Source organism: Streptomyces bluensis (assembly GCF_014650715.1).
Taxonomy (GTDB): domain Bacteria; phylum Actinomycetota; class Actinomycetes; order Streptomycetales; family Streptomycetaceae; genus Streptomyces; species Streptomyces bluensis.
Map to the genome: position 1 here is coordinate 814,922 of NZ_BMVM01000002.1, position 24,301 is coordinate 839,222.

General features: G+C 71.0%; 21 protein-coding genes and 2 pseudogenes. 10 read left to right on the forward strand and 13 right to left on the reverse strand.

Features of this window, described 5'->3' with window-relative positions; all coding sequences use genetic code 11:
- Positions 1-52: 52 nt before the first annotated feature.
- From IE262_RS08785 to IE262_RS08795, 3 genes are all read right to left on the reverse strand, one after another.
- Positions 53-1,378 carry an alpha/beta hydrolase family protein gene (locus IE262_RS08785; protein WP_373305009.1) on the reverse strand — a complete coding sequence of 442 codons (1,326 nt, stop codon included), beginning with the start codon at positions 1,376-1,378 and terminating at the stop codon, positions 53-55.
- A 551-nt stretch (positions 1,379-1,929) separates the two neighbouring features.
- A complete protein-coding gene (locus IE262_RS08790; protein WP_134043220.1) occupies positions 1,930-2,457 on the reverse strand; it encodes a DapH/DapD/GlmU-related protein in 528 nt (175 codons plus the stop codon).
- A gap of 582 nt (positions 2,458-3,039) precedes the next feature.
- Positions 3,040-3,669: a TetR/AcrR family transcriptional regulator gene (locus IE262_RS08795; RefSeq protein ID WP_189872532.1), complete on the reverse strand. Its 630-nt coding sequence runs from the start codon at positions 3,667-3,669 to the stop codon at positions 3,040-3,042.
- A 105-nt stretch (positions 3,670-3,774) separates the two neighbouring features.
- Between IE262_RS08795 and IE262_RS08800 the strand changes: the two genes are divergently transcribed.
- From IE262_RS08800 to IE262_RS08810, 3 genes are all read left to right on the forward strand, one after another.
- The gene (locus IE262_RS08800) at positions 3,775-4,851 is read left to right on the forward strand and encodes an aldo/keto reductase (RefSeq protein WP_189872534.1); all 1,077 of its coding nucleotides are present in this window, start codon (positions 3,775-3,777) and stop codon (positions 4,849-4,851) included.
- A 193-nt stretch (positions 4,852-5,044) separates the two neighbouring features.
- Positions 5,045-5,227 carry a hypothetical protein gene (locus IE262_RS08805; protein WP_189872536.1) on the forward strand — a complete coding sequence of 61 codons (183 nt, stop codon included), beginning with the start codon at positions 5,045-5,047 and terminating at the stop codon, positions 5,225-5,227.
- A 3-nt stretch (positions 5,228-5,230) separates the two neighbouring features.
- Positions 5,231-5,431: a DUF397 domain-containing protein gene (locus IE262_RS08810; protein WP_189872538.1), complete on the forward strand. Its 201-nt coding sequence runs from the start codon at positions 5,231-5,233 to the stop codon at positions 5,429-5,431.
- A gap of 4 nt (positions 5,432-5,435) precedes the next feature.
- On the opposite strand, the gene IE262_RS08815 is transcribed toward IE262_RS08810, so the two are convergent.
- The 3 genes from IE262_RS08815 to IE262_RS08825 form a co-directional block, all read right to left on the reverse strand.
- Positions 5,436-6,455: an LLM class flavin-dependent oxidoreductase gene (locus IE262_RS08815; RefSeq protein ID WP_189872540.1), complete on the reverse strand. Its 1,020-nt coding sequence runs from the start codon at positions 6,453-6,455 to the stop codon at positions 5,436-5,438.
- 116 nt (positions 6,456-6,571) lie between these two features.
- Positions 6,572-7,489, reverse strand: coding sequence for an aminoglycoside phosphotransferase family protein (locus IE262_RS08820; protein WP_189872542.1), 918 nt, complete (start codon positions 7,487-7,489; stop codon positions 6,572-6,574).
- A gap of 81 nt (positions 7,490-7,570) precedes the next feature.
- Positions 7,571-8,176, reverse strand: coding sequence for an NADPH-dependent FMN reductase (locus tag IE262_RS08825; RefSeq protein WP_189872897.1), 606 nt, complete (start codon positions 8,174-8,176; stop codon positions 7,571-7,573).
- A gap of 380 nt (positions 8,177-8,556) precedes the next feature.
- Here IE262_RS08825 and IE262_RS08830 point away from each other — a divergent pair, with 380 nt between their 5' ends.
- Together IE262_RS08830 and IE262_RS08835 are read left to right on the forward strand one after the other, a co-directional pair.
- The gene (locus IE262_RS08830) at positions 8,557-9,129 is read left to right on the forward strand and encodes a hypothetical protein (protein WP_189872544.1); all 573 of its coding nucleotides are present in this window, start codon (positions 8,557-8,559) and stop codon (positions 9,127-9,129) included.
- Between the two features lie 216 nt (positions 9,130-9,345).
- Positions 9,346-9,954, forward strand: a complete 609-nt coding sequence (locus IE262_RS08835) for a class F sortase (RefSeq protein ID WP_373305010.1) — start codon at positions 9,346-9,348, stop codon at positions 9,952-9,954.
- A 100-nt stretch (positions 9,955-10,054) separates the two neighbouring features.
- Here IE262_RS08835 and IE262_RS08840 read toward each other — a convergent pair whose 3' ends face one another.
- Positions 10,055-10,840: a sulfite exporter TauE/SafE family protein gene (locus IE262_RS08840; protein ID WP_189872548.1), complete on the reverse strand. Its 786-nt coding sequence runs from the start codon at positions 10,838-10,840 to the stop codon at positions 10,055-10,057.
- A gap of 213 nt (positions 10,841-11,053) precedes the next feature.
- Here IE262_RS08840 and IE262_RS08845 point away from each other — a divergent pair, with 213 nt between their 5' ends.
- From IE262_RS08845 to nirD, 3 genes are read left to right on the forward strand one after another with little or no spacing between them, the layout of a single operon-like run.
- Entirely contained in the window at positions 11,054-12,307 is a 1,254-nt protein-coding gene (locus IE262_RS08845; RefSeq protein WP_189872550.1) for an NAD(P)/FAD-dependent oxidoreductase, read from the forward strand.
- Positions 12,308-14,923: a nitrite reductase large subunit NirB gene (nirB, locus tag IE262_RS08850; protein ID WP_134043178.1), complete on the forward strand. Its 2,616-nt coding sequence runs from the start codon at positions 12,308-12,310 to the stop codon at positions 14,921-14,923.
- Positions 14,920-15,270 carry a nitrite reductase small subunit NirD gene (nirD, locus tag IE262_RS08855; RefSeq protein ID WP_189872552.1) on the forward strand — a complete coding sequence of 117 codons (351 nt, stop codon included), beginning with the start codon at positions 14,920-14,922 and terminating at the stop codon, positions 15,268-15,270. The genes nirB and nirD overlap by 4 nt, the downstream gene beginning before the upstream one ends.
- Positions 15,271-15,494: 224 nt before the next feature.
- On the opposite strand, the gene IE262_RS08860 is transcribed toward nirD, so the two are convergent.
- The 3 genes and pseudogenes from IE262_RS08860 to IE262_RS39410 form a co-directional block, all read right to left on the reverse strand.
- Positions 15,495-16,991 (reverse strand): sensor histidine kinase, encoded by a 1,497-nt coding sequence (locus tag IE262_RS08860; RefSeq protein WP_189872554.1) that lies wholly within the window; start codon positions 16,989-16,991, stop codon positions 15,495-15,497.
- Positions 16,988-17,371: pseudogene (locus IE262_RS39405) on the reverse strand (winged helix-turn-helix domain-containing protein); the annotation flags it as partial. The pseudogene IE262_RS39405 and the gene IE262_RS08860, both read right to left, overlap by 4 nt.
- 432 nt (positions 17,372-17,803) lie before the next feature.
- Positions 17,804-18,181, reverse strand: a pseudogene (locus IE262_RS39410) (response regulator transcription factor); the annotation flags it as partial.
- A 396-nt stretch (positions 18,182-18,577) separates the two neighbouring features.
- Between IE262_RS39410 and IE262_RS08870 the strand changes: the two are divergent.
- A complete protein-coding gene (locus IE262_RS08870; protein WP_134043218.1) occupies positions 18,578-19,183 on the forward strand; it encodes a carbonic anhydrase in 606 nt (201 codons plus the stop codon).
- 335 nt (positions 19,184-19,518) lie between these two features.
- The gene (locus tag IE262_RS08875) at positions 19,519-21,228 is read left to right on the forward strand and encodes a SulP family inorganic anion transporter (RefSeq protein WP_189872899.1); all 1,710 of its coding nucleotides are present in this window, start codon (positions 19,519-19,521) and stop codon (positions 21,226-21,228) included.
- A 91-nt stretch (positions 21,229-21,319) separates the two neighbouring features.
- On the opposite strand, the gene IE262_RS08880 is transcribed toward IE262_RS08875, so the two are convergent.
- From IE262_RS08880 to IE262_RS08890, 3 genes are all read right to left on the reverse strand, one after another.
- Positions 21,320-21,724 (reverse strand): ChaB family protein, encoded by a 405-nt coding sequence (locus tag IE262_RS08880; RefSeq protein ID WP_189872558.1) that lies wholly within the window; start codon positions 21,722-21,724, stop codon positions 21,320-21,322.
- Positions 21,725-21,822: 98 nt separating this feature from the next.
- Positions 21,823-22,980, reverse strand: a complete 1,158-nt coding sequence (locus IE262_RS08885; RefSeq protein WP_134043168.1) for an alkaline phosphatase PhoX — start codon at positions 22,978-22,980, stop codon at positions 21,823-21,825.
- A 181-nt stretch (positions 22,981-23,161) separates the two neighbouring features.
- Positions 23,162-24,094 (reverse strand): oxidoreductase, encoded by a 933-nt coding sequence (locus tag IE262_RS08890; protein ID WP_189872560.1) that lies wholly within the window; start codon positions 24,092-24,094, stop codon positions 23,162-23,164.
- Positions 24,095-24,301 lie beyond the last annotated feature (207 nt).

The following is a 24,301-nucleotide window of genomic DNA, read 5'->3' on the forward strand; positions in this document are numbered from 1 at the left end:
GTCCTCGGAGCGCGGGACCGTGACGCAGACGGCCGGGGCCCGCCGGAAACGGTCAGGGAGCGATGCCCACGCCGTCGATCCGGCTCCACGCCCGCTCCTGCGCCGCGGTCATGGCGGGCCAGGCGAGCCCGCCCGGCCGGGGCAGGATTCGCGAGGCGTACGGCGCGGGATGGAAGGCCGGGTCGTAAAAGCATCCGCTGCCGTAGCTTCGGTCGAAGGCTTCGCAGGAGGCTGCGACCGAGCGTGGGGTCGGTTTGTGTCCGTCGCGCACCCAGGCGTTCAGAGCCGCGAGGGAGTTGGCGTACTCGGAGTCGCTCAGCGCGCTGTGCTCGGTCTCCTTCGTGAAGGTCTGGACGAGGTTGCCGTCCCTGCCGGCGCCCTGAAGAGTGGCGCGGTAGGCCGCCTCGTGCTCGACGAAGGCCGTCGGGTCGTCGATCGCGTGCAGGGTGAGGACCGGGATGGAGACCTTGCCTGTGAGGTCGCTGTCGTAGGAGAGATCGCGGCGCGCAGTGGGGTCGGCCGAGAACCGCTCGACACCCGCGTTGAGTGCCTTGTCGTCGTGAGAACCCGTGTACCGCACACCCTGGTTGCTGAAGGGATTGCGGCCGCCGAGCCGGCTGGAGACGATGTCCCGGAATGTGAAGGTCGAGAACCGCAGATGTGACTCGAGCGAGCGCTCCGGGATTTGGGTGACGGCGAGGATGTCGTCGAGGTTGCGCTGTTGCAGCGCGGTCCGGTCCGCGGGGTGGGAGGCGTACCCGGTGCACTCTTGCAGGCGGGCACGGAGCCCGGCGCTCGTCAACGTGGAGTCCGCGCGCAGGCCCTGCCACAGCGGGTACTGCGGCTCTGCGGGCCGGGGATGGTTGCGGCAGTAGTACTGGTAGACCACCCGTAGGTCGACACGGTAGTCGTAGCCGCGTGAGCCGCCGCCGAGGACGCCATTCGTGAGCAGCGCGCCGTCGTAGGCGCCGGGGCGCGTTCCGTAAGTCTCCGCCACCTTGGCGGCGACGTTGCCGCCCCAGGACTGGCCGTGCACATAGGTCCGCTTCGGCTTGCCGAACTCCGAGACGAACAGGCGGCGCACGTTCTCGGTGTCGGCGGCGGCCATCCGAGTCCCGTAGCCACCGCGGCGGTAGGAGGAGGCAGCCCAGGCGTATCCCTCGTCGACCATCACCGCCCAGCGCTCCAGATCGTCAATGCTGCGTGACGGGTCCGAGGAGTCGCCGAGATCGGGTCCGCCGTGCGCGTGCACGACGAGGGATCCGTTCCAGCGGGCCGGAACGGCCATCGTGTAGTACGCCCCGTTGGTGTCCTGGCCGGTATAGCACGTCGCCTTCCCGGCCAGGTTGGGCGGGCAGGTGGCTGCCGCGGGCTGCATGGTCTGTGCCTGGGGCGCGGGGGCGTTGCCGAGCGTACCGAGGAGTGTTGCGGCGAGCCCGGCGGCCAGTACTGCCGGACGGCAGCGACGGGCCGAGAGCCGTCGATGAGTCAGTACGGGCGTGTCCAGTGTGTTCAAGAGAGCGGCTCCTGTGGATGCGCTGCGCGAAATTGCGCTGCGATCCGGGATGTTAGGAAGCACCTCGTGTGGGGACTACCCGTTGATCATTGCGTTCATAGTGTTCGCATCCCCGCCCAAGGCACGCCCGCCCCCTGGCGCGCCCGCCGGCTGACCGCGTGCCGCGCGGACTCCGGCAGAACGGTCGGGGCGGCGCCGCGGACGGATGCAGGCACCGCGGACACAGCGCGGCGGTAGGCGGTGCGATGGACAGACCGCCGCTGCCGATCGCCCCATGGCCTGCCACGACGACCGGTACTGGAGGGCAGCAGAGGTCGGATGCGGTCCCGCTGCCGGTCGATCAGCCGGGCGTGACGAGGCATCAGGATCAGACCGCAGAGTGCTGAGCACCCGGGCCAGCAACCCGGCCGGGCTCAGTCGATCGTCTTGATCACCCGGGCGGGCACTCCCGCGACCACGGAGCTGGCAGGAACATCACGAGTGACCACCGCACCGGCAGCGACCACCGCACCGGCACCGATGGTCACCCCCTGCGTGATCACGGCAGCCGTTCCGATCCAGACGTCGTCCTCGATGACGATCGGTGCGAATGAGAGGAACTCGCGGCGCTCGGCCAGGGGCAGTGGATGGCCTCCGGTGATGAGGCTGACCTTCGGGGCGATCATGACGCCGTTCCCGATACGGATGCCTCCCTTGTCCATGAAGGTGCATCCCTGGTTGACGAAGACGTTCTCCCCGAACGTCGTGTTCAGCCCGTACTCGGTAAAGAACGGCGGGTAGATCATCACCGAGTCCGGCAGCGGGCCACCGAACACAAGAGAAAGTAGTTCCGCGCGACCTTCGCTGTCGCTGAACGGAAGCACATTCAGTCGAGACGTCGCATCGGTCACCTCCACGATCCGCTCCACATGACGCGCGAACTCAGGCGTCTGGACATACATGACCTGCTCTGTGCGGGTAGACATGCGCTGATCCCACCACCGCGCAGAACACTCGATCAAACAACCCTGCACCACACCAGACACAACCAATGGTTGTGAAAGTAAGGTGCGAGCGTGGATGTTGAAGCGCTGCGGACGTTCGTGGCCGTTCCAGGCTGCTGCTGACGAGCTGCGGTATCCTTCCGTGCCCTGCCGGCAGGCCAGGTCCCGGCCGGGATCAGCACCGAACGACTCCTGGACGCACCCCTTGAGCTCCTGGTGACGAGGCCCTGATGGACGCGCTGGCCGACTCGTCCTCGCTGGCCACCCTCGCCGGCAGCGGGGATTACTGGCCTGGCTCACCGTACAGGCCGCCGGTGGCTGGTGTACGAGGTCCAGTTCGCACCAGGCGGACTTGCCGACCGCCGGCGCCTCGCCGGAGAGGCGCCGCTAGCGGTGGGCAATTTGTCGCCCCTCGTGTGAGACATCAGTCAGCCGGCCGCCACCCCAGCGGCGGTCCCAGCCGCGACGCCAGGTCCGTCAGGATCTGGACGTAGTCCGCGCGCTGTTCCCGTGTGACCCGCACTCGGCGACGCGAGCCGGTCACCCGAGACCTGCTTCGCTGCGCACGTAGACTCCCGCCCGCGCCGCGGCGGCGGCGGCCTCGGCGGCCCGGTCCGCAGCGGCTTCGTCCAGAGGATCGCGGCTGGTCAGCAGGCGGTAGTAGAGGGGGGCGGAGACGGCACGGATCACCTCGTGGGTGTCGGTTGCCTTTGGTACCTCGCCTCGGTCGATGGCCTGCTGGACGCAGGGTGCCCACTCCTTGACGCGGATCTCGTAGAAGCGGTGCAGGGCCTCGGCCGTCTTCTCCTCGCAGGCGGCAGCCGCGATCACCGCTTTGAACAGCGCCCCCTGCCTCGGGTCTGCCAAGGTGCGCCGCACGAGCCGGGCGTTGGCCTTGAGATCGCCGAGCAGCGAGCCGCTCTCGGTGCGCGGCAGTGACTGCTCGGCCATGTCCGTCAGCAGGTCGGCCACCAAACCGGTCACCGTTCCCCAGCGGCGGTAGACGGTCGTCTTGCCCACCTCGGCGCGGCGCGCGATGTCGGCGAGGTCCAGGTGGGCGAAGCCCCGTTCCGCCAAGGTGTCCCCGGCCGCCTGCAGCACCGCCGTCCGTACCCGCGCCGTGCGGCCTCCCGGGCGAACGGTCCCCGGTTCCGCGACTTCAGCCCCCATAACGGTACTCCAGTTTCGTTAATCACTTGGCGTCTGCTACCTTACCGGCAAGGCTAATGGAACCACAGTCCCGTTAGTTAGCGGCTGAAGGAGAGAGGATCAGTCATGGAATACCGGCGACTGGGCACATCCGGACTCAAGGTCCCCGCACTGAGCTTCGGCGCCGGCACCTTCGGCGGCCAAGGACCGCTGTTCGGCGCCTGGGGCAACACCGACGCGCGAGAAGCGCGCCGTCTCGTGGACGTCTGCCTGGACGCCGGGATCACGATGTTCGACACCGCTGACGTGTACTCCGGCGGCGCGTCCGAGGAAGTGCTGGGCGAAGCGATCAAAGGCCGCAGGGGCCGGGTGATCGTGTCCACCAAGACCAGCCTGCCGATGGGGGAAGGCCCAGGCGATGCGGGCTCCTCCCGCTCGCGCCTGATCACCGCGTGCGAGGACGCGCTGCGTCGGCTCGGCACCGACTACATCGACCTGTTCCAGCTGCACGCCTTCGACGCCGGCACCCCCATCGAGGAAACCCTGTCCACACTCGACGATCTGGTACGAGCGGGAAAGGTCCGCTATCTGGGAGTCTCCAACTTCTCAGGCTGGCAGGCGATGAAGTCCCTCGCCATCGCGGAGAGGTATGGTCACCCGCGCTACGTCGCCCATCAGGTCTACTACTCCCTCATCGGCCGCGACTACGAATGGGAACTGATGCCCCTCGGGCTCGATCAGGGCCTCGGGGCACTCGTCTGGAGCCCGCTCGGCTGGGGACGGCTCACCGGCAAGGTCCACCGCCACCAGCCGCTACCCGTCGGCAGCCGACTGCACCACACCGCCGACTACGGCCCGCCGGTCGAGGACGAACACCTCTACGACGTCGTCGATGCCCTCGACGAGATCGCGCAGGAGACCGGCAAGGCCATTCCGCAGATCGCCATCAACTGGCTGCTGCAGCGGCCGACCGTCTCCTCCGTCATCATCGGCGCCCGCAACGAGGAGCAACTCCGTCAGAACCTCGGAGCCATCGGCTGGACGCTCACACCCGACCAGATGGCGAAACTCGATGCGGCGAGCAGCAAGACGGCGCCCTACCCGTACTTCCCCTACCAACGCCAGGAAGGCTTCGCCCGCCTGAACCCGCCGGTGGCTGGCCCCCTGAGGCCGGCACACCCCCCTGCCAAGAACGCTTCCTGACCACGACCAGATAGGCAATTGGAAGGTTTGAGCCAGTCCTGGAGGCGGTCACCAGGCACTACCCGAGTCACCTGTGGCCGAATTCTGCCAATTGCTCACCTGGCTCACTGTGGGGGCGGTTGGTGTCCAGCGGTGCCCCCATTCGGTGAGCAGGCGGTGGGCGCGGTGGTGGGCGAGGGCGACGCTCGGCAAGATGCAGGAGCACGTCACGCTGGAGTCCGTCGCGACGGCCGTGAAGTCATGGCAACCAGCGTTCGTTCCAGTTACGATGCGCGCCCGACTGGAACATCTCCTGGCAGTAGCCCACAAGCCGAACGTCACCATCAACGTGCTCCCCTTCGGCTCAATCACTCTCGGTCTCGAAAAGGAACTCTGAGCCGTGTCAGACCTCTTCCTGTACCGCAAGTCGAGCTACGGCAACGGTGGATACGAGTGCGTCGAAATAGCCACCAACATCCCCACCACCGTCGCCATACGGGACTCCAAGAACCCCGGCGGCCCCTCTCTCCGCATCCGACCCACCACCTGGACCGCCTTCGAAACCGCGCTGCGAGACGGCAACTTGGCACCCCTCGCGTAAGACCTCAGCCCGCCCGCCGCCACCCCAGCGCCGGGCCCAGCCGCGTCGCCAGGTCCGTCAGGATCTGTACGTAGTCCTCGTGGTCGAAGGTGAAGGGGAGGGCGAAGGCCACCTCGTCGATCTCCCTGAACGCGGCGTGGGCGTAGAGGCGTTCCGCGAGCTCCTCCGAGGTGCCGACGAGGTCCGGGGCGAACATCATGCGGGCCGGGCCCTGGGGGGTGGTCGTGCGAGGGGTGCGTTTCGCGGCGTACTCCTCGTACTTCGCGCGCTGTTCCCGTGTCGCGCTGTCCGTGGGGATGACCACCAGGCCCTGGGAGACGCGGGCGGCGTCGCCGTCGGGGTGGTGGGCGCGGAACGTGCGGATGTGCGACAGCTGGATCTCCGCGAAGTCCTCGGACTCCTCCGCCTTCACCACGCTGCTGGTCAGCAGGTTCATGCCGTGCTCGCCCGCCCACCGGGCCGAGCGCAGGCTGCCGCCGCCGTACCACATGCGGCCGCCCAGGCCGGGAGACTGCGGTTGCACCCTGTCCGAGAAGGCCTCGAAGCCCTCGACCCCGCTGAAGTCCGTGGCCGGTTTGCCGCGGACGAAGTCCAGGAGGCGCTCCACCCGGTCGTAGCCGAAGTCCTCGGAGGCCGCCGTGTCCGGGTAGAGGGCCTGTTTCACCTGGTCGTAGTGCATCGGGGGGCCCACGCTCACGCCCGGGTTGAGGCGGCCCCCGGAGAGTATGTCCACCGTCGACAGGTCCTCGGCGAGGCGCAGCGGGTTCTCCCAGCCCAGCGGGGTGACCGCGGTGCCGAGCTCGATGCGGTGCGTGCGCTGGGAGGCCGCCGCGAGGACCGCCACCGGGGACGAGATGCCGTACTGGAGGTGGCGGTGCCGCAGCCACGCGCTGTCGAAGCCGAGGCGCTCGCCGAGTTCGATGATCTCCAGGGTCGACTCGTGGCCCCGGCGCGGATCAGCCTCGTCGAACAGTCCGATGGTCAGGAAGCCCAGCTTCCGCAGCGGTTGTGAGGGCAGCGGCATGGGGGCTCCTCCATCGTCGGCACGGCATGGGTCGGCACGGCATCGCTCAGTACGGCATCGCTCAGTACCTCAAAGCCTTCGCGCTCCGGTTCTGTTCCCTCGGTACGCCAGTTCGATCAGTGGTGGGCCGTTGCGATGAGGCGTCTCAGCGCGGTGTGTCCCGGCGGGCCCCAGCTGGGCTTGCCTCCGGGGCGGCCGTGGACGCCGGCATCTCCGATGAGGATGCCGGCGAGGGCACGCCCCACCGCCCAGCCGCGGGCGCGGCGCAGGGTCGCGGGGTCCGGGACGGGCCGGTAGGCGCCGTGGAAGCGTTCGGCGGCGCCGTCCGGCAGCAGCAGCCAGGCGGCGGCGAGGTCACAGGCGGGATCACCCGCGCAGAGGTCGCCGAAGTCGATCACGCCGCAGAAGGTACCGTCCCTGGTGAGGATGTTGGCCGGATGCAGGTCACCGTGGAGCCACAGCGCCGGCCCCGTCCAGTCGGGCGCGGCGGCGGCGTCTTCCCAGACGGCCCGGACGGCGTCCGGGTCGGGGATCAGCCCCAACTCGGTGGCCGAGGCCAGTTGCCGGGCGAACCCCTCGGCGTGATCACGCAGCGGACCCCCACGGTAGCGGCCGGTCGGCGCCCCGTCGGGGGCCGGCTGGTGAAGGGCGGTCAGGAAGCCGGCCAAGGTGTCGGCCGCCTCCGCAGCGCGTGTGGCGGGGGCCTGGTCGGCGGGCGTGCCCGGCACCCAGGTGGTGACGATCCAGGGGCGCGGAAACCGCTCCGAGGGCTCGCCGAGACGCTGCGGGACGGGGACCTGAAGGGGGAGGCCCGGGGCGAGAGCGGGCAGCCATGCGTGCTCCTTGCGCAGCAGCGCGTCCGCGGACTGCGTCGCCCAGGGCAACCGCACGGCGAGGTCGTCGCCGAGCCGCCACAGCTGGTTGTCCCAGCCACGCGCGCCGAGCCTCACTGGGCGATCAGCCAGATCGGGGTGCTGGTCGTGCAGCAGATCACGGACCAGCTCCGCGGTGATCTCGATCTCGGTGTGGGTCATGCGAGGCAACGGTAGTCAGTCGGGCGGTGGCCCGGCCCGCGCCGGCGTGACGCCCTCCACCCGGATGCCTTACGCGGCCCCTCAGCCCGCGTACGGCCGTACCTCCTTCGCCTCCCGCAGGGCCCTCCCCCACCAGGCCAGTTGGTCCAGCATCACCTTCGCCGCCGCGTCGGGGGCGGACGGGTCCTTCAGGCGGCCCGAGTCGTCGAAGGAGCCGTGCGCGTTGTGGAAGGACACCGTGTCGCGGACCGTGGTCGCGTGGAGTTCCGCGAACACCTGGCGGAGGTGTTCCACGGCGCGGAGGCCGCCCGAGAGGCCGCCGTAGGAGACGAGGGCCACCGGCTTGGCCCGCCACTCGTGGAAGTGCCAGTCGATGAGGTTCTTGAGGGCGGCGGGGTAGGAGTGGTTGTACTCCGGGGTGACGACGATGAAGGCGTCCGCGGCTGCCAGCTTCGGGGTGACGGCCGCGAGCGCCTCGGTCGCCTCGGTCGAGGGTGAGAGCGTCGTCGGCAGCGGGACCTCGGCCACGTCCACGACGTCCACCTCGAAGTCGCCGTGGGAGCGGATGCGGCCGAGCAGCCAGTCGGCCACCACGGAGCCGAAGCGGCCCTCGCGGTTGCTGCCGATGACGAGGGCCACGCGGACGGGCGGCTGATCAGCGACCTCAGTGGGTTCCATGGGTTCCATGGGTTCAGTGGGCTCGTTGGATTCAGTGGTCTTCATGGGGTCCAGCCTCTTACCTCAAGCTTCCTTGAGGTCAAATCGCCGTTGAGAGGTCGGCCTCACCCCGCCTCCCGAGCCCAGCGGTCACCCGTTCACAGGCCCGCCGCCCTCCCCCTTACGGGTCTTTTGCCGAGAGACCCTCCCAGTGGGCCCATGACCTGCTGGAATACCGGGCGTCGCCGGGTCGGTCGCCTGCCCTCCTGACGCCCATTCACATTATTTCTGACAGGCCATCAGGAAGCGCGAGAGGCCGCGTGCCCTTTACCTCGACAGTGCAAGGGCTCGACCGACTCAGCGGCACATGGGGGTGCCGCGGGCCGCGCCCTCTCGGAGGAGCAACCACCATGCGACATACCCCGCGCCCTGTCGCCTCCCGGCTGTCGGCCGGTGCCGCGCTCGCCGTCGTCACCGCGGGTCTCACCGTGGGTCTCACCGTCGGGCCCGCGTACGGCGCGGAGACGGCGGAGAGGGAGGACACGCGAGCGGGACGGCTGGAGGTGTACCCCACGAACGTCGTCCCGGGTGCCGAGGTCACCGTCGGCACGGTGGCCTGCGGTGCGGACGGCACGGCGGAGGGTGACGCCAGCTCGGTCGGCGCCGACGCGTTCGCCCTCGCGCCCGGCACCCCGCCGGGGAACACGACGGGACGGTTCAGGGTGCCGCCGAGCGCCCAGCCGGGCACGTACGAGATCGTCGCGCGGTGCTCGCGGGACGGGGCGGAGGTGGCCGGTGACGTGGTGGTCAGGCTCACCGGCGCCGGCGAGCCGACGCACCCGAGGGGAAGTGTGAAGACGGGGGTCGGAGGCGCGCTCGGCCCCGACCCCGTGAAGACCGCGGCGGGCGTGGCGGCGCTGGCCGTCGCCGCCGCGGGCGGTACCTGGCTGCTGCATCGCCGCGTGAGAGGCGAAGCGATCTGACGGGCACCCTCCGCTGCCCGTCCGCCGGTACCGCCGACCCCTCCCCTCCGGGCCCCCGCCCCTCGGCCCGGAGGGGAGGTACGAGAGGACATGAGGGACGAGAGGGCATGGGGGGGGGGACGAGAGGGCATGGGGGCGAGAGGGGAGCACCACAGGGCTGGGAAAGGAGCAGGTCACGTGCGCGGGTTCACCGACACCGCCATAGCGTGCGCCACCATGGTCGCCCTCGGCTGCGGCGCGTGGCTGCTCCGCAGCGGCACCGAGCATGACGCGCCACCGCAGCCGTCGGCGGCGCAGGCCCACACCCGCTCCGGGCCCGAGGTGCCGGCCGGGGTGCCCGCCCTGCCGCCGTCACCGCCCGAGCGCGTCCGCATCCCCTCGATCCGTGTGAACGCCCCCTTCACGGTCCTCGGCCTCACCCCCACCGGCGGCCTCGGCGTCCCCCCGGCGACCAAGGAGAACCTCGTCGGCTGGTACGAGGCGGGCGCCACGCCTGGTGAGACGGGCACCGCGATCGTCGCGGGGCACGTCGACACGGCGGACGGGCCCGCCGTCTTCTACCGCCTGGGCGCGCTCACGAAGGGCGCCCGCGTCGAGGTCGAGCGGCGGGACGGCACCGTCGCCGTGTTCTCCGTCGACGCGGTGGAGGTGTACGACGCCCACGCCTTCCCGGACGAGAAGGTGTACGGCGCCGCCGACCGCCCGGAGCTGCGGTTGATCACCTGCGGCGGCGGCTACTCCAAGCGGACCGGCTACCGGGGCAACGTGGTCGTGTTCGCGCACCTCACGGGCGTACGGGAACGGCCGTCCGGTGCCGCACGGTGACCGTCACGCCCTGACACGCACTCCCCGGCACACAGACCCTGACACGCACGCCCCGGCACGCAGGCCCTGATCCGGACCCCTGACACGCACGCCCCCGCACTCACGCCAGCCACTGCTGGTACGCCAGGTTCGCCACCAGCGCGAACACCACCACCAGCAGCACGACCCGCACGAAGGAGCTGCCCTTCTTCAGCGCGGTGCGCGCGCCCACCGTGCCGCCGACCAGGTTGAACACGGCCATCAGCGCGGCCAGCTGCCAGTACACCGTGCCCTTCCAGGCGAACGTCGCGAGGGCGCCCGCGTTGGTGCAGCAGTTGACGATCTTGGCGGTGGCGGAGGCGGTCACCAGGTCGAGGTGGAGGAGGGCGGTCAGCGCCAGGACGAGGAACGTGCCGGTGCCGGGGCCCACCAGCCCGTCGTAGAAGCCGATGCCGACGCCCGCGAGACCGACCGCGGCCAGGACGCGCCGGGCCGGGACGGGTCCGGTGGAGGGAGCCGTGCCGAAGGCGGGCCGCAGGATCACGAAGGTGCCCACCGCGAGCAGGACGACCATGACGACGGGCTTCAGCACGTCCGTGCTCATCAGGGCCGCCACGAACGCCCCGGCCGTGGACCCGGCGAGCGCGCCCAGCCCGATCCGTACGGCGACCCCGACGTCCACGGGTGTCTTGCGCGCGTACGTCACGGCCGCGCCCGTCGTACCGACGATGGCCACCGCCTTGTTGGTGCCGAGCGCGTACTGGGCGGCGGACGACGAGTTCGGCAGCCCGAGCAGCATGACCGGAAGCAGCAGCAGTCCGCCGCCGCCCACCACGGCGTCGATCCAGCCGGCCGCGAGCGCGGCGAGGCACAGCAGGACGACCATGGTCAGCGATATGTCGGGCATGATCGGAACCCTACGGACGGGATAGATGTGCGGTCCATGGAATTGAGCAGCTGTTGAGCTGCTGCTGAGGCCCCCCGGGGGCGCCCGGCGGGGACCGGCAGAGCCCCGCCGGAAACCCCTCACATCCCGTCCGCCCCGGTGAAGAGGGCAGCGTTCCCCGTGGGAAACAGACGTGATGCGGTCGGGTAACACCGGCACCGCACGCTCAGGGGCATGACCTCGAATACGCGTGTGGTGGTGATCGGCGCCGGCCTCGCGGGCGTACGTCTCGCCCGGCGGCTCGGTGAGCTGGGCGTGCCCGCCGTCCTCGTGGGCGAGGAGGACCACCCTCCGTACAACCGTGTGCTGCTCGCCGATGTCCTGGCCGGCCGGTACACGCCCGAGGTGATCGCCCTCCCGGCGCCCGCGGAGATCACCCGCGGCCGGGTCACCGGCATCGACCGCGCGGCCCGCGAGGTGACGTGCGCGGACGGTTCCGTGATCGCATACGACACGCTCGTCCTCGCGACCGGCTCGAACCCCGTCCTCCCCGCCCTGCGCGGTCTGTTCGACCCCCAGTCCGACCCCCAGCGGCACGAACTCCCCGACGGCGTCCACGCGTTCCGCACGATGGACGACTGCCTGGGGCTGTCGAAGGCGGTACGGCCGGGCGCGAAGGCCGTGGTGATCGGCGGCGGGCTCCTCGGGGTCTCCGCCGCCCGTGCCCTCGCCCGGCGCGACGCCCAGGTGGTGCTGGCGCAGCAGGCCGAGCGGCTGATGGAGCGGCAGCTCGACCCGTCGGCCTCGAAGCTGGTGCGGCGGCATCTGACGGACCTCGGGGTCGAGGTGCACACCGAGTCACGCGTCCGTGGCGTGCGCTGCGTCGGCGGGGCCGTACGGTCCGTGGAGATGGCCGACGGTTACGCGCTGGACGCCGACATCGTCGTCCTCGCCTGCGGGGTCCGCCCACGCGTCTCTCTCGCCGTGCGGGCGGGACTCGCCGTCCACAAGGGCGTCCTCGTCGACGACGAGCTGCGCACCTCCGACCCGCACATCCGGGCCATCGGCGACTGCGCCCAGCACGACGGCCAGGTCTACGGCCTCGCCACCCCGGCCCTCGAACAGGCCGACGTGCTCGCCGAGCTGATCGCGGCCGAGGCCAGGGGCGAGGTGGGCGGTGACGCGTCCGCCCGCTACACCGGCACCCGCGCACTCACCCGGCTCACCCTGGCCGGAGGGGACTTCTTCGACCTCGCCGCGTTCGGTGACCCCGAGCCCCGCCCCGGCGACGACGTCGTCCAGCTCGCCGACGCCACCCGGGGCACCTACCGCAAGGTCGTCGTCCGCGACGACCGCCTGGTGGGCGGGGTGCTCGTCGGCGAACTCGGCACTGTCGGCGCGCTCGCCCGCGCCTGGGAGGGAGCAGAGCCGCTCCCACGAGACGGCGCTCCTCTTCTCCACCTGCTCACCAACGATGGAGGCTCCTGAATGACCGCCACCCTGGGGGCCACCCCCACGATCGTGCTCGTCGGCCACGGCATGGTCGGCCAGCGCTTCCTCGAAGCGCTCGCCGAGCGCGGCCTGACCGCCACGCACCGCGTGGTCGTGCTGTGCGAGGAGCCGCGTCCCGCGTACGACCGTGTCCAGCTCACCTCGTACTTCTCGGGCCGGACACCCGAGGAACTGTCCATGACGGACATGGAGTTCATCAAGGACCACGGCATCGAGCTGCACGTGGGCGACCCGGCGGAGTCGGTCGACCGTGAGGCGCGCACGGTGACGGCCCGGTCCGGTCTGGTCGTCGGCTACGACGTCCTCGTACTGGCCACCGGCTCGTACCCCTTCGTACCGCCGGTCCCGAACAAGGACGCCGAGGGCTGCTTCGTCTACCGCACCATCGAGGACCTGCTCGCGATCGAGGAGTACGCGAAGAGCAGGGCGACGACCGGTGCCGTGGTCGGCGGCGGTCTGCTCGGCCTGGAGGCGGCCGGAGCGCTCAAGGGGCTCGGACTGGCCGCGCACATCGTGGAGTTCGCGCCGCGTCTGATGCCGGTGCAGGTGGACGACGGCGGCGGGGCGGCGCTGCTGCGCACCATCGAGGACATGGGCCTGACCGTCCACACGGGCGTGGGCACGCAGGAGATCGTCACGGACGCCTCGGGCGCCGTGACCGGCATGAAGCTGTCCGACGGCTCCGAACTGGCCACCGACCTGGTGGTGTTCTCCGCCGGTGTCCGGCCCCGCGACCAGCTCGCCCGTGACTGCGGCCTGACCGTCGGCGAACGCGGCGGCATCACGGTCGACGAGCAGTGCCGTACGGTGTCCGACCCCCACGTGTTCGCGATCGGCGAGTGCGCGCTGGCCTCCGACGGCCGGGTGTACGGACTGGTCGCGCCCGGTTACGAGCAGGCAGAGACGGCCGCGGCGACCATCGCCGAGGACGAGACCGAGGAATTGACGTTCACCGGCGCCGACCTGTCCACCAAGCTGAAGCTGCTCGGCGTCGACGTGGCGTCCTTCGGTGACGCGCACGGCGCGACGGCCGACTGCCTCGACGTCGTCTACTCCGACTCCCGTTCGGGCCTCTACAAGAAGCTGGTCATCGGCCGGGACGGCACGCTGCTCGGCGGCATCCTGGTCGGCGACGCGGACGCGTACGGCACGCTGCGCGCCCTCACCGGTTCCGTACCGCCCGTCTCTCCCGAGCAGCTCGTGCTCCCGGCGGGTTCGGGCGGCGGCGCCCAGCTCGGCCCGTCCGCGCTGCCGGACGAGGCGGTCATCTGCTCCTGCCACAACGTCACCAAGGGCACGATCCGTGGCGCGGTCACCGACCACCAGTGCACCACCGTGCCCGAGGTCAAGAAGTGCACCAAGGCCGGCACGGGCTGCGGCTCCTGCGTCAAGGTCCTCGGCCAGCTGGTCAACGCCGAGCTGGAGGCCAGCGGCGTCGAGGTCGACAAGGGCCTGTGCGGCTGCTTCTCCCAGACCCGCGAGGAGCTGTACGAGATCGTCCTCGCCCTGCGCGTCACCACCCACCAGCAGCTCCTGGACCGCTACGGCCGTGAGGGCGCCCGCGGCGGCGACGGCTGCGAGATCTGCAAGCCCACGGTCGGCTCCATCATCGCCTCCCTCGCCCCGACGATCGGCGCGAGCGGCTACGTCCTGGACGGCGAGCAGGCGGCCCTCCAGGACAGCAACGACCACTTCCTCGCCAACCTCCAGAAGAACGGCTCGTACTCGGTCGTCCCGCGCATCCCCGGCGGTGAGATCACCCCGGAGGGCCTGATCGTCATCGGTGAGATCGCCCGCGACTTCGGGCTCTACACGAAGATCACGGGTGGCCAGCGCATCGACATGTTCGGCGCCCGCGTCGAGCAGCTCCCGTTGATCTGGACGCGGCTGGTGGACGCGGGCTTCGAGTCCGGCCACGCCTACGGCAAGTCGTTGCGTACGGTGAAGTCCTGCGTCGGTCAGACCTGGTGCCGCTACGGCGTCCAGGACTCGGTGCGCATGGCGATCGACCTGGAGCTGCGCTACCGGGGTCTGAGGTCCCCGCACAAGCTGAAGTCCGCGGTGTCCGGCTGCCAGCGCGAGTGCGCGGAGGCCCAGTCGAAGGACTTCGGTGTCATCGCCACCGCGAACGGCTGGAACCTGTACGTCGGCGGCAACGGCGGCGCGACCCCGCGCCACGCGGACCTGCTGGCCCAGGACCTCTCCGACGCCGAACTCGTCCGTCTGATCGACCGGTTCCTGATGTTCTACATCCGCACGGCGGACCGTCTGGAGCGTACGTCGGTGTGGCTGGAGAGGATTCCCGGCGGCCTGGACCACGTCCGCGACGTGGTCGTGCACGACTCGCTGGGCATCTGTGAGGAGCTGGAGTCCCTGATGGCGGACCACGTGGCGCACTACCGCGACGAGTGGGCCACGACCATCAACGACCCCGAGAAGCTGGCCCGGTTCGTCTCCTTCGTGAACGCGCCGGACACACCCGACCCGGTCGTGGGCTTCGTCCCCGAGCGCGACCAGATCAAGCCCGACCTGCCCCTGCTGTCCATCGGCATGCGACCCGCCGACGTCCTGGAAGGAAGCGCCCAGCGATGACCCTGGCACCCGAGACCACCGATCTGCGAATCCAACTCCAGCTCGGCGACGACTGGCTCACGGTCTGCGACCTGACCCAGCTGACCCCCGGCCGAGGCGTGGCGGCTCTGCTCCCCGACGGCCGCCAGGCGGCCCTGTTCCGCGACCGCAACGGCGAGCTGTACGCCATCGACAACCGCGACCCGTTCGGCGGCGCCGCGGTCCTCTCCCGCGGCCTCACCGGCACCCACCAGGGCCGCCCCTTCGTCGCCTCCCCGCTCCTGAAGCAGCGCTTCGACCTGGAGACGGGACAGTGCCTGGACGACGAGGCGGTGCGGGTGGCGACGTACGAGGTGCGGGCGCGGTGACGGAGCCCGTCGCGAGCGCGATGACGGAGCCCGTTGCCTGATCGCCGGGCCGGGCTGGTGCTGTGGCCGGGAAGGTTTGCCGGGTAGCTCGCGGCGTCCGGTGCGGTGCATCGCAAGGCGGAGCATCGCCCGCGTACTGGATGTACTCGGGTGATGCGACAACGCGGCGAGGTGCCGTGCCGGGCGTCGCGAGCCGGTGAACCTTTCCGGTCACAGCACCAGGCTCAGCGGGTGGCCTCCAGTGGTCTCGGGGGCCGGTGCTCGGAGAACGGGGTGCCGACCCGGTTCGGGTTCGGGACGCACGGGAGGTGGACCACCGCGTCGAGACCGCCGGTGGGTGCCGGGCGCAGGACGGCCTCGCCGCCGCCGGCGTGGGCGAGGCGCTGGACCAGGGCGAGCCCCAGGCCCGTACCGCCCTTGGGGGCGTCCGGGGCGCGCCAGAAGCGGTCGAAGGCCCGGCGGCGCTGCTCCTCCGTCATCCCGGGCCCCTCGTCCATGACGTGCAGCTCGACCCGGCCCTGGCCCGCCATGCGGGGGTGCGGGAAGGCGTGGGCGAAACGGCGTTCGTGGGGTGCGGGGCGGCGCAGGTCGATCAGGACGGTGGACCCCGGCGGTGACACGCGCAGCGCGTTGGAGAGCAGGTTGTCCAGGATCTGCTCCACCGCGCCGGGCACCGCCAGCACCGGGCCCGCGTAGTCGCCCGCCAGCGCCAGCCGCACACCGTGCTGCTCGTACAGCGGGGTCCAGGCGCGGTGCCGCTCCGCGCACACCCGGTCCACGTCCACCCGCTCGCGTTCCCCGGCGCTCTCGTCGAGCCGGGCCATCGCGAGCAGCCCCTCGACCATGCGGGCCAGCCGGTCGGTCTCGGTCATCGCGGCGGTGAGGCTGCCCCGGGCGTTCAGGGCGATGTCGGACTCCAGGTTCTCCAGGCGCAGCCGCAGCGCCGCGAGCGGGGTCTTGAGCTGGTGGGAGGCCTCGCCGGCGAAGGCACGCTGGGAGGCCAGGAGGTGTTCGAGGCGGGCGGCGGTGCGGTTGAAGGTGGCCGCGAGGCTGCGCACCTCCGGGGGACCCTTGGTGATCGCCACCGGCCGCGCCGTGCCGCCGTCGGCCAACTCGTAGGTGGCGAGCTCCAGTTCACGGATGGGGCGGCCGGTCCAGCGGGCGATGGCGAAGGCGACGACGGCGAAGGCGGTGAGAACCGCCAGTCCGCCGACCAGGAGCAGCAGCCAGAAGTGCTGGACGCGGTTCACCACCGTCTGGGTCGGCACCGTGAGCCGTACGGCACCGAGCTTCTCCACTCCGTGGGTGACCGGCGCCGAGACCGCGATGTACTCGACACCGCCGATGACGGAGGTGCGTACGTCCGACGCGGAGTTGGCTTTGAGCGCTGCGGCGATGCCGGGCTGGGCGGCGAGGTTCCCGGACTCGTCGGGGGACACCTGGTGCGAGGTGGCCATGACCGCGCCGGACTGGTCCACGATCAGCACATGGCCGCCGAGGCGCTGAGCGCACTTGACCGCCTGGGGCTGCAGATCCTCCGCGGCACGGCCCGCGTCGATCGACAGCGAGGCGTACGCCGACACCGCCTCCGCCTCGTCCTTCGCCGCGTTGACCACCCGCTCCTGTTCGAACTGTGCGTAGACGAAGCCCAGCGGGATCTCCAGGCAGAGCAGGACCAGGAGGGTGAGACCGAGATAGCTGAGCAGCAGGCGCCGGGTCATCGATACGCCGCCTGTGGTCCTGACGCCTGCGCCTGGTACGCGGCCGGCGGCCGTGCGTGCACCGCCAGCCGGAACCCGACCCCGCGCAGTGTCTGGATCCACGCCGAGTTCCCGAGCTTCCGCCGCAGCGTGGCCACGTGCACGTCCAGCGTCTTGGTCGGGCCCTCGTAGTGCGGGTCCCACACCCGGTCGAGGATCTGCTGCCGCGAGTACACCGCGCCCGGGTCCTCGGTGAGCAGCGCCAGCAGCTCGAACTCCTTGGGCGTCAGGGCCACGGGCGAGTTCCCCACCCACACCTGCCGCGTCCTGCGGTCGACGACGAGCGGCCCGGAGGGCCCCTCGGGTGCGGCTTCGGGTGGCGGTGCGGGGTCGAAGGCGGGGTCGGGGGAGCGGGTCGTGCCGTGGGAAGCGGTCGAGCCGAACGAGCCGTTCGCGTCGCGGGCATGCCTCGCGGGCCGGGACGCCCTCGGCTCAGGGCCCGTTTCGAAGCCCCGCGAGGACTCGAACTGCCGGGTGGCCTCGGTGGGTTCGTACGAGGCGAACGACTCGCCACCGTACGACGACTCGCCGCCGTACGAGTCGCCGCCGTACGAGCCGCTCCGGAGCGGCTCACCACCGTACGACTCACTCCGGGGCGACTCACTCCGGTGCGACTCGCCTCCGAAGGAGTCACCGCGGAAGGAGTCTCCGCCGAACGAATCCCCGCCCCGCGACCAGGACTCGGCCCCCCGCGAGCTCGACGCCCCGCTCGTACCTGCACCGTAGGCGTCCGCGCCCGCGAACTGCCCTGCGTGCCCTGCCTGTTCGGCCGGCCCTGCCTGTCCGGCCCCGGCGCGTTGCGTCCGCCGGGTCACCGCACGTACACGGGCCACCAGCTCACGTATGCTGAACGGTTTCGCCAGGTAGTCGTCCGCCCCCAGTTCCAGGCCCAGCACGCGGTCGGCCTCCTCGCCCCGCGCGCTGAGGATGATGATGGGGACGTCGGAGGTCTGCCGGATGCCACGGCAGACGTCGATGCCGTCCATGTCCGGCAGGCCGAGGTCGAGCAGCACGACATCGCCGTACGGGCCCCTCAACCCCTCACCGCCGGTGCCGACATGATGGACCGCCAGCCCGAAGTGGCCCAGACCCTCGGTGAGCGGTTCGGCGATCGTCTGGTCATCCTCGATGAGCAGCACTCGTGCGCCCATGCGTTCCCGCCTCTCGGTGAACCGTCAACATCAACCACGCGTCCGGACAGCGCGAATTCCGTGCCGCGGAGTTTACACGCTACAAGATCCGCCAATGCTGTGCCGCACGGGTCCCGGACAATGTGACCGGCCGCTCAAATAATGCCTGAACGACGGCTTTTGACGCCCATCCCTGCGGGTCCTCCTGGGCGGCCGGACAAAGTCTGGACTATTCATGGCTACCCTTTAGCGTTCCTCTAACCTTCCCCTGGCAACGACTGTTCTACGGTGATGGGGACCTGGTCGAACAACTCCCCTGACACACCCCTGACCTGGTCAAATACCGCGTCAGGCATGGTTGAGGACATCCTCGGACGCCATGCCTGGCGCGGTGCGAGACCCCTGCTGGGAGGCATCGTGAAGGCATTGCTGGACCGCGCCCGCTCGTTCAAGCGACGGGTCGACTTCGAAAGCGGCGAATACCGGAAACTGGCCGAAGGCCAATATCCGGAGGCGCTGTTCATTACCTGCTCGGACTCACGTGTGATACCCGCCCTGATCACGGGCGCACGGCCCGGTGAAATATTCGAGCTACGGAACGCCGGCAATATCGTTCCGCCCCATGGGCAGCCCGGCGCATCGGGCGAGGCCGCCACCATCGAGTACGCACTGGAGGTGCTCGGCGTTCAGGACATCGTCGTGTGCGGCCACTCCTACTGTGGCGCGATGGGCGCCCTCAAGTCCGGTGACGACCTGTCCGGGCTGCCCGGCGTGGACGCCTGGCTGCGGATCGCCCGCCCGGGCCTCGCGCCGCTGCTCGACGGCGCCCTGAACGACCCGGCGCTGTCCGACGTGGTGCAGCTGAACATCGTCAACCAGCTGGCCACGCTGCGGAGTTATCCGGCGGCGCGGCAGCGGATCGACTCGGGGCAGCTGCGCCTGCACGGCTGGTACTACGAGGTGGACACCGGCCAGGTGCACGAGTTGGACGAGGACGGTCTGTTCCGGGTGCACGCCGGATGAGCGGCCCCCACGGACACGGAAGGCACGCCAAAGCCCGCCCCTCGGGAGCGGACGGCCACACGGTGTGGCTGGACCCGGGGGGACAGCAGCAGGCGGCCTCCGCGCCGGAGGACCCGTGGGCCGGGGTGCCGGAGGAGTGGGGGCCCCCGAGGGCTCCCTCGTCCCCCGCGCCCCAGGACGGCTGGGCGGACTCGGCCCACCAGGACGGCTGGGGGCCACCCCGGCGCCACGACGCGTGGGCGACCCCGCCGCCCCCGTCCCGGCCGCCCCGGCCGGGCCACGCACCCGCCGAGGGGTCCCGGGGCCCCAGGTCCCGTACGGATTCCGGGGCGTCCATGACCGGGATGTTCTCGAAGAACGGCAAGTCCCCGCGGTCCTCGGGCGCTCCCAAGGCCGACCTGGCCACCGAGATCACGGCGTCGCTCGTCGTCTTCCTCGTGGCCCTCCCCCTGTGCATCGGCGTCGCCGTGGCGTCGGGTGTCCCGGCCGAGCTGGGCATCATCTCCGGTGTCATCGGCGGCCTGGTGGTCGGTGTGGCCCGGGGCAGCACGCTCCAGGTCAGCGGCCCGGCCGCGGGCCTCGCCGCCCTCGTCGCCGAGACGGTGATGGAGTTCGGCGTGGCGATGCTCGGCGTGATCGTCCTCTTCTCGGGCATCCTGCAGATCGTCCTCGGTCTGGTGAAGCTCGGCCGGTTCTTCCAGGCGATCTCGCTGGCGGTCGTCCAGGGCATGCTGGCGGGCATCGGTCTGCCGCTGATGTTCAGTCAGGCGTACCCGGCGGCCGACGCCAAGGCCCCCGGCACCCCGATCGAGAACATGGCCGGTATCCCGGGCCTGATCGCCGACACCGTGTCGAACCCGCAGACGCTGATCGCGGCCGGTCTCGCCATCGTCACCGTCGTCCTCAGCTTCATGTGGAAGAACGTGCCGGGGCCGATCAAGAAGGTCCCGGCGGCGCTGGTCGCCGTGGGCATCGGTATCGCGGTCGCCGCGCTCCCCGGTGTCGAGGTGAAGACGCTCCAGGTCGGCAACCTGCTGGCCTCCGTCCAGGTCCCCGGCGCGGAGCAGTTCGCGGGTCTCGCCGACCCGGGCATCATCACCGCGATCCTCACCTTCACGGTGATCGCCTCGGCGGAGTCCCTGTTCACCGCCGCCGCGGTGGACCGTATGCACGACGGGCCGCGCACCCGCTACAACCCCGAGCTCATCGCCCAGGGCGCCGGCAACACGGTGGCGGGCCTGCTCGGCGCGCTGCCCATCACCGCGGTGGTGGCCCGTAGTTCGGCGAACGTCCAGGCGGGCGCCAAGACCCGTATGTCCCGCACGCTGCACGGCCTGTGGCTGCTGGCGTTCGCGATCCTGCTGCCCCAGGTGCTGGCCCTGATCCCGATCTCGGTCCTCGCGGGTGTCCTCATCCACAGCGGCTGGAAGCTGTTCGCGCCGTACGAGTTCCCGAAGATGTGGCGCCAGGACCGGGGCGAGTTCGCGGTCATGACGGTCACCACGCTGGTCATCGTGGCGACGGCCCTGCTGGAGGGCGTCCTCATCGGTCTGGCCGCCGGCATCGTGCTGGCCGCCGTGCGTATGTCGCAGACGGTCATCAAGCAGCACATCGAGGACGACACGGCGAAGGTGGTGATGGCGGGCAACGCGACGTTCCTCCGTCTCCCGGAGGTCATCGAGGCCCTGGAGGCCGCCGCCGAGGCCGGCAAACCGCGTATCCGCCTCGACCTCACCGGTGTGACCCATCTGGACCACGCCTGCCGCAGCCAGGTCGAGGAGTTCACGGCCCAGCAGCGCGGCAAGGGCCTGCGCGTGGAACTCCTGATGCCGGGCCCGGCGAAGCACGCGGCCGGCGCCGAGAAGGCGGCGACCCCCCAGGAGCAGCCCGCCGAGGCCTGGGCCGGCCCCCGCCCGGACCGTCCGGCCGAGGCCCCGTCGCCGAGCCCGACCGCCGAGTGGTTCTACCTGGACACCCGCCCGATGCCGGAGGAGTACGCGGAGCGGTACGCCCAGGAGTACGCGCAGGGCTACGCGCCCCGCTGAGCGGAGCCTGTGCGGTTATGGGGAAGGCCCTCGGTGAAGATCACCGAGGGCCTTCCCCACGTACCGGCACAGGGCATACGGCATACCGGAGTCAGCGTGAACGGGATGCGCGTGTGCGGGAGCGGTTGGCCTTACGGACCGCGTCGAGCAGCTCGGACTTCGACATCCGGGACCGTCCGCCGATGTCCAGTCGCCGGGCCAGATCGTACAGATGTCCCTTGCTGGCTTGCTCGTCGACGCCCTCGCCGCTGCGTCCGCCCTGCTGCCGGGGCCGGGCCGACCGCGGGTCCGAGGGGTCCTTGCGGCCCTTCTCCTTGCGCTCCCAGTGGTCGCCGACCTTCTCGTGGGTGTGCTTGAGCGCGCCGTAGGCGACCCGGTGCGCCCGCTCGCCCTCGCCGTACTCTTCGACGGCGGAGTCGTGCGCCTTGGCCCAGGTGCGCTGGGCCTCGTCGGAGGAGCGTTGCAGGGTCGACGGCAGGTCCTGTCGTCCAGGCACGTGACTCACCTCCTCGTGGGTGCCACCCTCTTCGCACCGCCCGGGTTCCCGTGACAGAGCCGCCGTAACGGCGGCGCCGAGGGCGCACTTCTGCTCTTCTACGCCCGGAACGGCCCGCTCACCTCGTACGTGATGCCGCCCGACGAGCTCCCGCTCGTCCCGCGCTGGCTGGAGAAGTACAGCCGGGTGCCGTCGGGCGAGAACGCGGGGCCGGTGATCTCCGACGCCGACTGGCCGTCGATCCGCAGGAACGGGGCGATCACGTCGTCCGGGGTGATGACGCAGATCTCCATGTTGCCCCCGTCCTCCGCCACGAACAGGTCGCCGGAGGCGGCGCCCGTGACGTTGTCGACGCCCGTGAGTGGCGCCGTGCCACCCGTCACCAGGGAGTCGTCGTAGGCGAGTTCGATGGTCTGAGCGGCCGCGTTGTACTGCCAGACGCGGTTGTCGCCCTTCGTGGTGAACCAGCAGGTGTCGTCGGCGTAGTAGCAGCCCTCGCCGCCGTTGAAGCGCTTGGCGCCGGAGACCTGGTTGCGGGTGGCGGTGGCGCCCGTGGGGTCGGGGACCCTGGCCCAGGTCACCGGGCCGCTCGTCCCCGTGCCCGCGACGAGCACCTCCAGGGTGCCGGAGGACAGGTCGCCCCACGTCGTCGGCTTGAAGCGGTAGAAGCAGCCGTCGGTGACGTCCTCGGTCATGTAGACGACCTGGCGGACCGGGTCGGCGGCCGCCGCCTCGTGCTTGAAGCGGCCCATCGCCGCCCGCTGCACGGCCGCCTTGGTGCCCCACGGGTCCGTCTCGTAGACGTAGCCCCGGTCCACCTCCTCGCAGGACAGCCAGGTGTTCCACGGGGTCGTGCCGCCCGCGCAGTTCTGGCGGGTGCCGGAGAGGATGCGGTACGCGCCGGTGATGGCGCCGCTCGACGAGAACTTGACGGCGCTCGCGCCGCCGGACGGGTTGATCTCGGAGTTGGAGACGTAGATCCATCCGCTGCCGTCGGCGTAACAGGCGCCACCGTCGGGGGCGTTGTGCCAGGTGTACGAGGTGCCGCTGACCGTCTGGCCGGAGCGGGCGATCACCCGGCTGGTGAAGCCGCTGGGGAGTCTGATGCCGTTGGCGTCGGCGCCGCCGAGCGCACCGTACGGGCCGGTGCCCGGCTGGGCGGGGGCGGCGTACGCGGCACCGCGCCAGAGGGTTCCGCCGAAGACGGCGGACGATCCGCCGAGTGCGGCGGCACGCAGCAGGGTACGACGTTCCACTTCTGCTCCTGGGGTGTGTCGTGACCGCCCCGCCACCGGTCGGCGGCGGGGTCGCGCGATCACGGACACTAGAGGCATGGGGTGGACATGTCATTGCCGTGCGATGACGTGGGAGTGGGGCTGCCGAGGAGCCGCACCGTCGCCCCGCCGCCCCCGGACTCGCGCCTTCCGCGCCCTGGGCTCAACGCTTCAGTCCCTCGTACACGACTCCCGTCAACCGCTCCGACTCCTCCCAGAGCCGTTCCGCCGCCCTGTCGTCGAGGGCCCAGCGGGCACGCCACGACGTCGCGGGCGAGCCGCGCCAGCCGAGGAGCGCCGGACCCGTGAAGGAGTCGGGGCGGACGTCGGGGGCCGTGGCCGCGTACAGCGTGGGGAGCGCGCCGGCGTCCGCGGACTGGGCGAAGACCCGGTTGCCGACGCGCATGAAGCTCTCGGCGGCCCGGCGGCCCTCCGCTTTCGCGCCCGCGGTCTGGAGGTTGGTGGCGGCGTAGCCGGGGTGCGCGGCCGCCGCCACGACATCGGAGCCGATGGTGGCGAGCCGGCGCGCCAGTTCGTGGGTGAAGAGGAGGTTGGCGGTCTTGGAGCGGGCGTACGCGGTCCAACGTCCGTACCGGCGCTCGCTGTTGAGATCCGTGATGTCGATGTTGGACACCGCGTGCATCCCGCTGGACACGGTCACCACACGTGCGCCGGCCGTGCCGAGCAGTCTCGGCAGCAACAGCCCGGTGAGCGCGAAGTGCCCGAGGTGGTTGACCCCGAACTGCGTCTCGAAGCCGTCCACGGTTCGTCCCCGCGGCAGCGCCATCACACCCGCGTTGTTGATCAGCAGGTCCAGCTGCCGGTGCGCTTGCTCGTACGTGGCCGCGAACTGCCGTACGGACGCCAGGTCCCCGAGGTCGAGCCGCACGAACTCCACTTCGGTGCCCGGCACTTCGCCCACCAGCCGCTCGACGGCCGCCGTGCCCCGCGCCTCACTCCGGCAGGCCAGCACGACCCGCGCACCCCGCCGGGCCAGTTCGCGTGCGGTGACGTAGCCGATCCCACTGTTCGCCCCGGTGACGACGGCCGTACGGCCCGTCTGGCCCGGGATGTCGGTCGCGCTCCAGCCGGCCATGGCTCGGGCTCCCTCCGCGTACGGGTGGGCACCCAGCCTACGGGCGGTCGGCGCACTGGGCACTCCCTGGCGGCACGAGAGGGCGGCACCCCCGCACAGGATGCCGCCCTCTTCTGGTGAACCGGAGCCGCCGCGATCGGTGAGGGTCGGGGACCGACGGCGGCTCCGGGGTCGGGGGAGGTGGGCGGGACTGTCGCCGTGCCCGCC

Coding starts and splice junctions, on each gene's coding strand:
- IE262_RS08785 (WP_373305009.1), bottom strand. CDS start 1,378: ATGCAGCCCGCGGCAGCCACCTGCCCGCCCAACCTGGCCGGGAAGGCG.
- IE262_RS08790 (WP_134043220.1), bottom strand. CDS start 2,457: ATGTATGTCCAGACGCCTGAGTTCGCGCGTCATGTGGAGCGGATCGTG.
- IE262_RS08795 (WP_189872532.1), bottom strand. CDS start 3,669: ATGGGGGCTGAAGTCGCGGAACCGGGGACCGTTCGCCCGGGAGGCCGC.
- IE262_RS08800 (WP_189872534.1), top strand. CDS start 3,775: ATGGAATACCGGCGACTGGGCACATCCGGACTCAAGGTCCCCGCACTG.
- IE262_RS08805 (WP_189872536.1), top strand. CDS start 5,045: ATGCAGGAGCACGTCACGCTGGAGTCCGTCGCGACGGCCGTGAAGTCA.
- IE262_RS08815 (WP_189872540.1), bottom strand. CDS start 6,455: ATGCCGCTGCCCTCACAACCGCTGCGGAAGCTGGGCTTCCTGACCATC.
- IE262_RS08820 (WP_189872542.1), bottom strand. CDS start 7,489: ATGACCCACACCGAGATCGAGATCACCGCGGAGCTGGTCCGTGATCTG.
- IE262_RS08825 (WP_189872897.1), bottom strand. CDS start 8,176: ATGGAACCCATGGAACCCACTGAGGTCGCTGATCAGCCGCCCGTCCGC.
- IE262_RS08830 (WP_189872544.1), top strand. CDS start 8,557: ATGCGACATACCCCGCGCCCTGTCGCCTCCCGGCTGTCGGCCGGTGCC.
- IE262_RS08835 (WP_373305010.1), top strand. CDS start 9,346: ATGGTCGCCCTCGGCTGCGGCGCGTGGCTGCTCCGCAGCGGCACCGAG.
- IE262_RS08840 (WP_189872548.1), bottom strand. CDS start 10,840: ATGCCCGACATATCGCTGACCATGGTCGTCCTGCTGTGCCTCGCCGCG.
- IE262_RS08845 (WP_189872550.1), top strand. CDS start 11,054: ATGACCTCGAATACGCGTGTGGTGGTGATCGGCGCCGGCCTCGCGGGC.
- nirB (WP_134043178.1), top strand. CDS start 12,308: ATGACCGCCACCCTGGGGGCCACCCCCACGATCGTGCTCGTCGGCCAC.
- nirD (WP_189872552.1), top strand. CDS start 14,920: ATGACCCTGGCACCCGAGACCACCGATCTGCGAATCCAACTCCAGCTC.
- IE262_RS08860 (WP_189872554.1), bottom strand. CDS start 16,991: ATGACCCGGCGCCTGCTGCTCAGCTATCTCGGTCTCACCCTCCTGGTC.
- IE262_RS08875 (WP_189872899.1), top strand. CDS start 19,519: ATGACCGGGATGTTCTCGAAGAACGGCAAGTCCCCGCGGTCCTCGGGC.
- IE262_RS08890 (WP_189872560.1), bottom strand. CDS start 24,094: ATGGCCGGCTGGAGCGCGACCGACATCCCGGGCCAGACGGGCCGTACG.